We start from the raw sequence: 13590 nt of genomic DNA, 5'->3' as shown, positions 1-13590 counted from the left end.
AATCCGGCGACGAATGGGGTTGTGCCGTCGGCATGACCCGCGGGAGAGAGAAAAATGAAAATGAGTTATGCCGCCTTGGGCTTCTTGCGCCGCCAGTACCTGTGCGTGCTGCGTCGCTGCGCCTGGTTCAATGCCGTGATGGCGTCCAGCCTCGCGTGCGGATTCGGTGCGCCGGCAGTGGCGCAGTCCATCGCAACCGACGGCCGTACCCAGACGCAGATGTCGGTCAACGGTGCCGTCACTGATATCACTACGCAGACCATACGCGGCATCAACGCCTACAACTCGTTTACCCGTTTCAACGTCGACGCCGGCAATACCGTCAACCTGCACCTGCCGGGCGCGACCAGCAATCTGCTCAACCTGGTGCACGGCCAGCAGTCCTACATCAACGGACTGGTCAACAGCTACAAGAACGGCCAGATCGGCGGCAACGTCTATTTCTTCAATCCGCACGGCATCGTCGTCGGCAGCGGCGGCGTGCTGAACGTCGGCAGCCTCACGCTCGCCACGCCCACGGCGGCGTTCATGGACCGGCTGGTTGATCCCGCCGGCGGCATTGACGCGGCGACGACCGCGCTGGCCCTGGCCGGTCAGATTCCCCTGAGCCAGACCGGGCTGGTGTGGGTGAAGGGCCGCATTCATGCCGCCGACGCGGTCGCGCTGGCGGCTGGAACGGTGGATGTGGCGGCGGGCGCGCAGGTGCTGGCCGGCGGCCGGGCGCAGGTCGCGTTCGCCGATCTGGTCAACGTGGACGGCATCGCCAGCGCCAATCAGGTGCAGATGGATGGCGGCACGATCCGCATCGTTGCGGCGGAAGACATCCGCGTCGCGGGGCAGGTGTCCGCTGACGGCGTCGGTGCACAGGCCGACGGCGGCAGCGTCGTGGTGCTGGCTGAACGTGACTCGACGCTGGCTGCCGGCGCGCACGTGTCGGCTGACGCGGGCGATAGCGGCGATGGCGGCTTCGTCGAGTATTCCGCCAAACGCAACGTCGCCCTGGAAGGCAACGGCCTGTCGGCACATGCGGCGGGCGGCGCGGCGGGCGAGATTCTCATCGATCCCGAAAACCTCACCTGGAGCGGTGCCGGCGCGGACGTGTTCTCGCATGGCAGCAACATCACCATCACGGCTGACAAGAAAGTCACGCTCGACAATGTGATGGTGTCGTCGCGCAATCTCGGCGCGGTGGCCGACACCCGCGCCAATCACCAAAGCCTCGCTTCGCAGGGCGCGTCCGGCAACATCAACGTCACCGCCAAGCAGATCGAGATCAAGAATGGCAGCCAGTTGCTGGCGCAAGGCGGCAACGGCTTCGCGGCGGGCGCCATCACTATCGCCGCGACTGACAACCAGTCCAGCCCGGCCTTCGCCTCGCTGGATAATGCGATCGCCTCGGTCAGCATCAGGAACGCGGTCATCAAGGGCGGCAGCGTCAGCATCAAGGCCACCGCCAACGACAAATACGTGTGGACGGGCAACGAGTACGGCGACACCATCCTCGATTTTCTCGGCAATCTGCGCGTTGGCGCCAATCTCACGTTTTCCACCGCGCACGCCACCATCGACGTGGACGACGGTACGCAGATCGACGCTGCCAGCACGCTCGATATCGAGGCTCAATCGATCGCCGATGCCAGCATGAAAGTGATGAGCACGGTGGTCGGTTTCGGCTACGGTGAAACGGATTCGCAGGCGCGCGTCAGCATCGGCAACGCCACGCTGGGTTCGGGCGGCGCGATGAGCCTGAAAAGCCAGGCCGACAGCACGCTGTCGGTCAACGTTGATACCGTCAACACCGGCGCGTTCAGCAATGCCGCATCTTCGGCCAGCAAATACGCCAACCTTTCGTTCGCCGTGGGTATCGGCAATCAAGTTGCCGACGTCACTGTGGGCGACGCTGCCACCATCGACCGTGCCAGCAGTCTTGCAGTTGAAGCCAGCGGCAAGAAAGAGCATGGTGTGGCCGCCAGCGGCGGCTCGTTCAAGGATGGTATTGCCTCGTCCGGCGTATCGGTGCTGGTCAGCGATACCACGCTCAACGCCAGCCTCGGCGGCAATGTCGCTGCCGGTTCGGTTTCGGTGAAAGCAGCGCTTGCCGACGATGCCGAGACCAGCGTCTCCGCCGCCGCCGGCACCGCAGGCAGCCCGGATTTGCAGGAAGCGATTACCAGCGCGCGTCCGGTCGACGAAATCCTGTTCGAGAAGCTGTCCGATTTTGTCGCCGCCGCGCCGACGACCGATCAGCGCAGCGGCGCGTCGAGCAAGCTCGGCTTGTCGGCCGCGTTCGCCTGGGTGGACAACGCCAACAGCATCAAGGCCGAAGTGGCCGACAACGCCCACGTCGCCACTCCCGGTGCGTTGAACGTGCTGGCCCGGGCCGAAGAAAGCGTGAGCTTCGAGACCTCGGCGGCGGTCGATCAGCGCGATCTCGATACGCAGTTGCCGGGCGACCCCAACGCGCCATCCGACAAGAAGAAAATCGCCATCTCCGCCTCGGTCGCGGTGATCGACATGGTTCACCACGCCGACGCGCGCATCGGCGACGGTGCGGTGCTGAGCGTCGGCGGCGCGCTGAACGTCAACTCCGAAACGGTCATCAGCCCGTTCTGGTCGCAGTGGGACACGCTGATCGACAAGTTCAAGGTGATGGACTGGAACAGTGCCAGTGCCTGGCTTGATCTGGGCAGGGCGGTATACGACGTGGCGGGCGACCCGGTCAACGCCACCTCGTGGACGCAGACGGCGGTGGAAAGCGAGAAGCTCGCCTTTGCCGGTGCGGTCAATTTCTTCAGCCTTGATCAAAAAGCCACCGCCAGAATCGGCGCCGCCAGCATCAACGCAGGCGCAGCGCCCATTACCGGCGCGCAGGACGTGAACGTGAGTGCACGTTCCAGCCACGGGATTCTCAATCTTGTCGGCGTTCCGGAATTCGATCCCACCAGCGCGCCGGGCAGCAATTCCAGCAGCGGCAGCGCCGGTTTTGGCGGCTCGTATCACCAGTTCAACCTCACCGGCGGCAGCGATGCGGCCATCGCCAGCGGTGCGACCGTGCGCGCCGACGATGTGGCGGTGCTGGCCGATACCCAGTTCGATCAGGTGGTGGTCGCCGAAACCGTTGGCAAGGCGGGAAAGGTGTCGATCAACGGCGCGTTCTCGCTGGTCGATACCGACCTGCACACGGTCGCGCAGATCGGTGCGGGCGGCAGTCTCGATGCGCGCGACGTTCTGGTGCGGGCCACCGACGACAGCCTGTTGATCAACGTTGCGGGCGGCGTTGCACGCTCGGGCAGCGTCGGCATCGGTTTTTCGGTGGCGATCAACGAACTGGATCGCGAAGTGCGCGCCATCATCGGCAACCGTACCAGCGAATCCGCCCTCGGCGGCACGCTCACCGCCAGCGGCAATCTGCTGGCTGACGCCCACGCCAGCGGTACCCAAGGCGCGTTCACGGTGGCCGGTTCGGGGCCCGCAGGGGCGGACGATCCCAACGCCACGGGCGGCGACGGCAGCAAAACCAACGCCAAGGACAGCGGCCAGCAAGGCAAATCCGGGGTCGGCATTTCCGCCGCCGCCTCGGTCAATCTGGTCAACGACACCACCGCAGCAGGCATTGCCGATCTCGCCAGCGTGACGGTATCGGGAGGCGCGCCCAGCAGCATCGAGGTGGACCGCGATTACGACGGCGTGGCGGAAACCACGATCAGTCTGGCGCGCGGCCTGACTGCGCAGGCGAAAAACGACACGCTGGAACTCGCGGTAGCGGGCGGTTTGACCGTGGCGCTGGATAAATCGGCGGGGCTGGCAGGCGCATTCACCTGGAACCAGCTGGTGAAAGACACCCGCGCCACCTTGAGCGACGCGACGGTGACGGTGAACAACGGCGGCGTGAATCTCGACGCCGAAAACTCCAAGGCGATGTGGTCTGTTTCAGCCAGTGGCGCGGGCGGTGACAAGGTCGGCGTCGCCGGTTCGGTGTCGTACAGCACCATCGACAATGTCACCGAGGCGGCGATCGAAAACGCCAACGTGGACGCCGACTCCACTGTCATCCTTGATGCGAAGGACGACTCCGACATCCGCAGCGTGGCGGGCGCGGCGAGCTACGGCGGCAAAGCCGGCGTCGGTGCGGGCGTGGCGATTTCGACCGTCGATTCCGACACGCTCGCGCGCATCGACGGCGGCAGCGTCAACGGCGACGCGGGCGTGTCGGCGACGGCGACCAACGACAATTCCATCGTCTCGGTGGCGGCGGCGCTGGGTGCGTCGCAGGGCGTGGCGGTATCCGGTGCAGTGACAATCAACGCCATCACCAATCGTACTGAAGCTTCGTCGAGCCATGCGCTGGTCACGGCGAGCGGCAATGCGGTCAATCTTGACGCCGACGACACCGCCGAAGTTTTGTCCATTGCAGGCAGCGTGGCGATCTCGACCGGCCAGGCCTCGGTCGGCATCGCGGCGGCCTACAACGAAATCGACAACGAAACCGAGGCGCGCGCCACGGGCGGCACGCTATCCGGCAACAGCATCGGTATTGAAGGGACCGAAACCGCGACCATCGGCAGCTACGCCGTAGGCGGCAGCGGCTCGGCCAAGGCAGGTGTGACGGGTTCGCTCGGCATCAACACCATTGGCAATTCCACCACCGCCTCGGCCAGCGGCGCGACGTTGACCACCGCGGGCACGGCGAAAGTGCGCGCCGCGGACACCTCGGCCATCGAATCGGTCACGGGTGCAGCGGCTTTCGGTGGCAATGCGGCGGTCGGCGCAGCCGGCTCGTACAACCACATCGGCGGTGTCGTCAAAGCCGAAATTTCCGGCGGGCAAACCAATGCCGGCGACGTGCTGGTCGATGCCGACCGCGCGGGCACGCTCGATGTCTGGGCGATTTCCGGTTCGGGCGCAGGCACCGCCGGATTTGCCGGGTCGATTGCGCTCAACGACGGAGGCGGCGACACCACCGCGCGCATCGGCGAGGCCGCCAACGTCAATGCCAGCGGCAACGCGCTGGTGACGGCCGAGGCCGATGATCTGATCAAATCGAAGGCCGGGGCGGTAGGCCTCGGCGGCACGCTCGGCGCAGCGGGCGGCATTGCCTTCAACGACATCCACGCCGACACCCTGGCCGAAGTCACGGGTGCAAACACACGCGTGACGGCGCTCGGCAACGGCGCAGCCGCGCAGGTCGATAACGGCGCGCTGGGCGGCAGCGGCAGCCTGAACGCGCAGCAGCAAAAGGCCAGCGTTAAGGGCGTGGCCGTGGTGGCGTCGTCCACCGCGCAGGTGGAAAACTACGCGCTTTCAGCCGCCGGCGGCGGCAGCGCAGCGGTGGCCGCCACCGTCAGCATCGCCATGCTGGGCGGCAGCACCACGGCGCAACTCGCCGACGGCGCGCGCCTCAACACCAGTTACGGCAATGCCGCGCAGGACGCGCGCGTGGCAGCGTACCACCACGACACGATCGAATCCGGCACCGGCGGCGGCGCCATTGGCGGCGACGCGGGGGTCGGTGGTGCGGCCGATACCGCCGTGGTGTCGCACGTCACCACGGCACTGATCGACAATGCGCAGGCGCAGGCGCAGCAGGGCGTGGTGCTCGACGCCGCTTCCACCACCGACATCACGCAAGCCGTCATCGCAGTCGGCGGCGGCGTTTACGCCGGGCTGGCAGGTACCGTCGGCGTGATCCTGCTCGACGGCACCACCGAGGCGCTGGCGAACGACGCCGATCTGGATTCCCACGGCAGCCTCAGCATCGAAGCCACTTCGGACGCCGACATTGATCTGAAAGCGGGGGCGCTGGCGGTCAGCGGCGTGGCGGGCGTGGGCATTACCGCTGCCGTCACCGTTGCCGAGCAGCACACCGCTGCGCGTGTCGGCGGGCAAAGCGATCTGGCGGCGCACACCCGCACCACGATCAACGCCGCCTCGACTTTCGAGCAGGACGATTACGCGTATACCGCGGCGGCGGCGGGCGGCGTCGGCATCGCAGGTACGGTCAACGTCGTAGTGGCGAAGGGCAGTACCGGTGCGAGCGTCGGCAGCGGCGTGATCGTCAACGCCGACGACGGCCAGTTCCACGGCACGCAGGACGTGAGTGTGACCGCCAGCGACAACACGCGCGTCGATAACAAGGTCGGCAGCCTCGGCATCGGGCTTGGCGGCCTGGGCGTCGGCGCGGTCGCCGACGTGGTGCTGATCCACAACGGCGCGTCCGCCAGCATCGCCAGCGGCGCCGAGGTACGCGCCGACCGCGACATCGCGGTGCGCGGCAGCAGCGTGCGCAATGTCGATTCGATCTCGACCGCCGCCGCGGGCGGCGCGACCGCGGGCATTGCCGGTGCGGTGTCGGTCATTTCGGTCGGCGCGCGGCCGGAAGACGACGCAGCAGACAACACCACGGGCTCGGTCAGCAAGGCGAGCGAACTGGCGCGCGCCTCGGCCACCGGCGACCAGATCGGCAACAATGGCGGTGCAGCCGCCTCGAACCAGCGCGCCAACGCGGCACGCGCGGGCCTGAACGTGGCGCAGGATTTCGCCACCGCGCCGGCCAGTACTTCATCGGCTGCAAATGTCGCGGCGGGCGCGACGCTCAACGCCGGGCGGCATATCGAAATCAATGCACACACCCGCACCGACACCGATGCGGTTGCGGTAGGTGCGGCGGTGTCTGCGGGTTTGTCGCTGGGCGGCGGCATTGCGATAGCCATGGTCGAGGACAAGACCGTGGCGGCGCTCGACGGCAATACCACGGCGGGCGGCAACGTCAGCGTAACGGCGACCGACGATCAGCCCGACGCCTCGGTGCTGCGTACCTACGCGGGCGGCGGCGGCGTGGTGGGACTGGCCGCCAGCTTCGCCTGGCATGAAAAATCCTCGACCGCTGCCGCCGAACTCGGCGGCATGGTCAACGCAGGCGGCAACGTCACGGTCGATGCAGGCATCGATCACAATCTGGATTCGCAGGGCGGCACGCTGTCGATCGGCGCGGTCGGCATCGGCGCGGCGATTGCCTACGTCACCGAAGACGGCGACGCCAGCGCCAAAGTCCGCGATGGCGCACAGATCACTGCCGCTGCACTCGACGTGCACGGCCACGCCCAGACCGATGCCGCCGCCGACGTCAAGGCTGCATCGGGCGGCTTGGCGGCGGGCGTCGGTGCAGACGCCAACACCGAAGATTTCTCATCCGCCAGCGCGCATATCGGCGACGGCAGCGTGATCCGCACGCTGGCGGGGCTGACCCAGGTGCGTGCCAGCGTCGATCCCAACGCCCGCGCCAATGCGCTGGGCGTCGTGGTGTCGGCCAGTGTGTCGATCGGCGTGTCGCTCGCTGACGCCACGGTGGCGACGCGTGCCGCTGCCAGCACCGGAAGCAACGTCGATGTCGAGGCCGCCGCGATGACGGTGGAAGCCGCCACCCTGCGGCATGGCAAGACTGCCGAAAGTGATGCCAAGGCGGGCGCAGGCGGCCTGTTGCTGGGTGCGTCGGCATCTGACTCCAATGCCAACGTACAAACCGACACGCTGGCGCAAACCGGCAACGCCAACCGCATTGTGGTGAGCGGCGAATTCAAGGTGGACGCGGACTCCGACACGTGGACCGATGCCGACGTCACCGGCATCAACATCGGCGTGCTGGCGGGCGGCAGCAGCACTTCGAAGGCGACAACGAACACCACCACCCGCGCGCTGGTGGAAAACGATCCGGATATCACGGCCGCCAGTGTGAAAGTCAACGCTGATGGCAACGATACCTTGCGTGCCAAAACCGTAGCGGGCGCAGGCGGACTGGGCGTGCTGGTGGCATCGAAAGCGGAAACGCAGGCGACTTCGCAGACCACCGCGCGGCTTGGGGGCGCGGCTGGGAACAGCGGCGTGGTCAACGCCGCACAGGTCGATGTGAACGCGGCGCAGCACATCAATTTCAGCACCCACTCCGATTCCACCAGCGCCTCGGTGGTCGGCTATTCCGGCGCGCGCGCGATCAATACGGTCAACACCGACACCCGCGCCGTTGTCGGGCCGAACCTGACGGTCAATGCCGAAGATTTCGGCGCGCAGGCGTGGAACGACATCGTCAAGCCGTCGGCCGGCTACAACGTCGACTCCGGTTCGGGCGGCCTGTTGAACGGCGCGGCGGCGAGTTCGACTTCGACCATTCGCAACAGCGCACTAGTCGACATCGGGCACGATGCAAAGATCAACGCCACAAAAACCGGCACGCAGCCGGTGGGCAGCCTCAACCTGGCGGCCTGGAATGAAGTCGATGCGAACGACCGCGTGCGTCTGGATTCCGGCGGCGCGATTGCGATCGCCAAGGCCGAGTCCGATATCCGCGCCGACCGCAACGACGCGGTGGTGCATGTCGGCGACGATGCCACGCTGCTGACCGATGGCGATGCCAATCTTTCGGCGCGCACCGATGCCGAAATCCATGCGGTCGCCACTTCCAAAACCTATGGCCTCGCGGGCGCAGCGGAGGGCGACAGCGAGGCCATCATTCGTGCGGACAACCGCATCGAACTCGCCGCCGGTTCCAAAGTTGAAACCGAAGGCGATTTGCGGCTGATGGCAGGCACCGACGGCGTCAAGGTCAACGACCTTTACGCCGACGCCGAAACCCGGCTATGGAATTACACCGCGTTCCCGGTCGAAAACGATCCTGCTGCACACGGCGAAATCGACCAGAACAACCGCATCGACATTGCCGATGGTGCGGCCGCGCGCGCGGTCAAGAGCGTGTATCTGCTGGCATCCGAAGGCGAGCATCGCACACGCGGCTTCGGCGAGGGCACCGATGCCTATCGCGAGACCCTGTCGGCCATCGGCGAGTTTTTCGGCGCGGATACCTCGTCGCTCAAAATCAGCGGCGGCTCGACAGCCGATCGTTCATTGTCGTCGGTCAAGGTGGACGGCGCTGCGCAGGCGGGCATCCACCATCACCAGTATCTGACTTTCAACGCCGACGGCAGCGTGCAGCACTCCGAGGGCCTGAGCTACACGCTGGAGGACGGCGTATCGCTGTCGCGCGAGCTCACCAACGAAATTGTCCGACTGCGTGGCATCGCCAACGACTACCGCAACGACCAGCCGGATATTGCTCTGGCATTCGATCACGACGCCGATATTCTGCAAGCCAAGCTCAACGAGCTGGGCGGCGACACCGCGCTGGTCGATTTCCTGCGCATCGGCCCGGTGTACGCACAGGCGGGGAATGTGCGCGTGACCGGCGATGCGCTCGCGGGCAGCGGCGCGCTCGAAGCGCCGGGCGATGTGCGCATCGACATCGTCAACAAGTCGCTGCGTTTCCTGTCGACCGACACGCTGACCATTCCCGACGAAGGCGGCGGCGACGTGACGTTCAACGGCGTGCGCGTGTCATCCAATGACGACATCAATGCGCGCAACCCGCACTTGCCGTTTACGCCGCCTTCCACGGCGGCGGCGTTCGACAGCATCATCGACGCCAGCCGTTCGCCCGACCCGGTGATCCACGTCGAAAACACCAACGACCACGACGTCAGCAGCACGCTGAAAGCGCCGCCCGAGCTGCATATCAGCGGAAACGTCAGCAACCTGCGCGGCAGCTTCATCGCCAAGAGTCATGGCACGATCCTGTCGTCTGCCAACATCAGCGCCAAGACCATCGACATTGCCACCAGCGGGGACTTCATCCAGCGATTCACGTTCGGCTTCAACCATTCGGGCGGCGATCCGATTGCGCAGCTCGGCACCCTGCCGGGCGCGAGCGAAGCCGCCAAGACGGATTATTCCGGCAGCATTCCCGCCAGGAATTGCAGCGCACAGGGCGCGTGCAGCACGATCATCGCGGGCAACAACGTTTTCATCAGCGCCGAGCGCTTGAACCTCAACGGCATTATTCAGGCCGGCCTCGAAGACCGCAGCATGGTGATCGACCCCAGCCTGGTGAGCGGCGTCAACGCGGTCAAGATCGCCAACGCGCGCAGCGCCTACCTGGCTAACCCGAATGGCGCGGATCGCTATTACGACCTGTTCGTCGCCGATCCGGGCAGTGCATCGATCACGGTGCGTTACGACGCTGCGAACGACCGGTTGGAGCTGGGCGGCGTGCGCTTCGGCGGCGGCCACATGGAGCTGTTCGGCGACATCTTCTCCACCGGCAACGGCGAACTGCGCGTGCTCGACGGCTACGGCCGAATCAACGTCGCCAACAACACCGGCTACGACCTGGCGATGGGACGACTCGATACCGGCAGCGGCGTCGAAGGCATGATCCGGATTTTCGACACCTCGCAGCGCGGCGCGGACAACAAGCCTTTGCTGACCGAAATCACCCGCGTCGGCAACACCATCACCACCCGCACCAGCGAGACTTTGGTTGACGGCAAGCCGGCCACAGTAACGAGCAGCAACGCAGGTCGAACCTCGGTTTTCCAGCCGCTTGCCAACCGCCGCTTCAACTGGGTCAACGGCCAGAAAACGCACAACCGCGAGGACCGCATCTACACCACGCGCGTGTTGTTCGGCGTCGATGATTTTTATCCCGATTACAACGACCCGGACACGACCACGCCCGGTACGCCGGTGTATACGCCGCGTGCGCAGGGCGACTGGCTGTCGACCGATGGCGCGGGCAAGGCCGATTACGTGCTGGATTACACCAATGTCACCAGTGGCAAATACAAGGTGGGTGACGATTACGTCATCAGCCGCACCTGCATCGGCATTTCCTGCGACGTGGCGATCTACGAAGACATCAAGAGCGGCGCGCGTTACGACTGGGACGTGACCGAGACTTTCCATCACAGCCTCAACGCATCCAAGGCGGTCAAGATCAGTTTCCTCGGCCACGAGGGGGGCGATGCCGGCGTCACGGTCAACTCGCCCACCGGCAAGGTGCTGCTGGGCGACATGGTCAGGAGTCTGGCCGACCCGCTCAGCATCACCGCGCCCAATGGAATTGAACAGCTCGGCGACGACGCGCGGCTGGTCGGCAACGATATCCGCCTGAACGCGGTGAACGGCGCCATCGGTAGCAGCAGCGCGCCGATCAATATCGACCTCACCGATGCCGATGCCCATGGTCTGATGAACGGCACGGTGACGGCCACCGCGCTCAGTGGCGTGGCACTCAAGGAAATCAGCGGCGACATGCGCGTGGTGCGCGTAGCGGCCGTCAACGGCGACGTGATGCTGACCGCCGAGCGTAATCTCGTCGGCACTGGCAGCGGCACGGTGGTGAGCGGCAACACCCTCGAACTGGTCTCGCTGTCGGCCGATATCGGCAGCGCGCTGACGCCACTGGTCGTCGATACGCAGGGCAACACGAGCACGCTGTCGGCCAGCGCGGCGGGCGATATTCATCTGACCGAAGCCAGCGGCGACATGCGGGTGCGCCAGATCAGCTCGCAGGGCGGCGACGTGTCGCTTGCGGTGCCCGATGGCCGCCTGCTCGATGCCAACACGCTCGAACAGGTCGATGAAAGCACGCAGGCCGAACTGCTCGCGCTGTGGGATGAGCTGGCGTTGACCGGCGGCGCGGCCGAGTCGGCACGCGACCGCAATCTGGCCAACCAGAGCGCGCGTCTGCAGCAGGAGTACGCAGCCTATTTCCGCATGCGCAACCTGCACCGTCTGGACGACGGCAGCTATACCGCCGACGCGTATCACGCGGGCTACCAGTTCCATGCCACGCCGGTGCAGGCGACCGTGCTGAAATCGGTCAATGGCTGGAACGACGCTGACGTGGCGAACTACGAGGCCGGACAGACCGCGGCGTACCACGCAGCGTTCCAGCGCTTCGGCGGTAACGACTACGTGGAAAATTTCGCGCCGCAGCTTACTGCAACCGAAGTCGCCGCCCTGTCGAGCGGCGCGGTGTGGACCGAGGCGCAATTGACCAACGCACTGGCCGCCGGGCTGTTCCGTCCGGTGTCGGATACCGACGTGCGCATCGAGCAGGCCAACATCAGCGGCGGCAATGTCACGCTGAATGCCGCGCAGGGCATCGGCAGCGTCAACACGCAGCCGGTGGTGGTCGTGAAAGGTGCAGCATTGACCGACGAGCAGAAGCTGGCGCTGCTCACCGCCGAACGCAGCGACCTGGAACTGGTCGGCAACGAAATCCGCATCCGCCAGCTGGAAGACGTGGACGTGAGCGCGAGCGGCCAGCTCAGGGCCGCCGTGCAGCAAGGCGATGCTTTGCTCGGTTCCGAGTCCGATCTGCTGATCGACAGCATCGCCGCGCCCGGCGAAGTGCGCATCAAGACCGGCGCGGCGATGCAAGGCGTGGCGGGGCAGACGCACATCACCGCCGGCAGCGCCGTGCTCGAAGCCGCCAACGGCGACCTCGGCAGCGCGGCCTCACCGCTGCGCGTTGAATTGCCGGATACCGGTACGCTCACTGCCCGTGCCGGCGGCAATCTGTATGTCGCCGAAGCCAGCGGCGATATGACGATCGACAGCGTATTCGCCAAAGGCATCGTCAATCTCACCGCTCCCGGCGATATTGTCGAAGCACGTGAAGACCGCGCGCTCGACGTGCGCGGCGGCAGCATCAGCCTCACGGCAGGCGATACCGTAGGACGTCCTGGCGGCGACAACGCACTGGACGTCGCGATCAAGGCAGGCGGCCGTATCGACGCTTCCGCACCCAATGGCGTGTACCTCAACAGCACCGGCGCATCGGGCGATCTGGGCAACATCAACACGCAGGGCGATTTCAGCCTGGGCGTGATCGACGGCGGCATCACCGTGGTGGGCCAGGTGCAGATCGGCGGCAATCTCGATCTGGGCGCCGATGACAACATCGAATTCGACGGCGGTAGCGTGAACGCCGGCGGCGATGCGCATTTGCAGGCCGGGCTGGACGGCGCGGGCAGCGTGCTGGGCGACGGCCTTGGCGGCGCGGATGTGGTTGCGCAGGGCGTTATGTTCATCGCCGCGCCCGATGCGATCGGCGGCGCGGCCGCACTCGAAGTGCAGACGGATGGCGATCTGCGGCTGCAGGGTCGCCTCATCGACGTGGCCATGCAACCGTTGACGCCCGGCAGTGCTGCCGACCTTCATGTCAGCGGACTCAACGGCACGCAGGCGCAGAACGTGAATCTGGCCATCCGCGGCGCCGATACGGCAACCCTGCATACCCTGATTCTGGGCAACGGGATGATTGCCACCGAGGGTTCCAATCTGCAGATACGGCAGGGCAACGTGGGCGACCATGTCACATTCAGCACCCCGTATTTCAATGCGCGGATCGACCATCTGGATCGCCGTCCGCCGCCCGGAATGGACGTGCGCGGCTTCACCCTGGACGGTGATTTCGATCTGGAGCTGACCCCCGGCGCGGCGTATGTGGGGGCCTACGTGATCAACCAGAACCCGCTTCGCATCGTGTTCAGCAACCCGGCCGGATACGTCGACCGGATCAACGGTGAAAGCCTGCGCACGCAGCAAAGCCTGTCCAGCTTCTTCATCGGCGTCGAGGGACTGGCTGAGCGCGCATCCGCCAGTGACACTCTGGTGACGCTGGCGCCCGGCCTGCTGGACGAGGACGCTGCCCTGAAAGAATGAATCGCCCCCGTCTGCATGTGCAGGCGGGGAAAA

At 65.9% G+C, this 13590-nt stretch carries 1 protein-coding gene; it reads left to right on the top strand.

Features of this window, described 5'->3' with window-relative positions:
* Positions 1–54 precede the first annotated feature (54 nt).
* A complete protein-coding gene (locus IV098_RS12240; RefSeq protein ID WP_296889464.1) occupies positions 55–13557 on the top strand; it encodes a leukotoxin LktA family filamentous adhesin in 13503 nt (4500 codons plus the stop codon).
* The last annotated feature ends 33 nt before the right edge of the window (positions 13558–13590 follow it).

Source organism: Thiobacillus sp., from assembly GCF_018780105.1.
Lineage (GTDB): Bacteria > Pseudomonadota > Gammaproteobacteria > Burkholderiales > Thiobacillaceae > Thiobacillus.
Note: the sequence above shows the minus strand (reverse complement) of the source record. Positions and strands in the feature narration are given on the sequence as shown.

Bases quoted from the DNA above. Each gene is read 5' to 3' on its own strand.
- IV098_RS12240 (WP_296889464.1), top strand. From the start codon at position 55: ATGAAAATGAGTTATGCCGCCTTGGGCTTCTTGCGCCGCCAGTACCTG.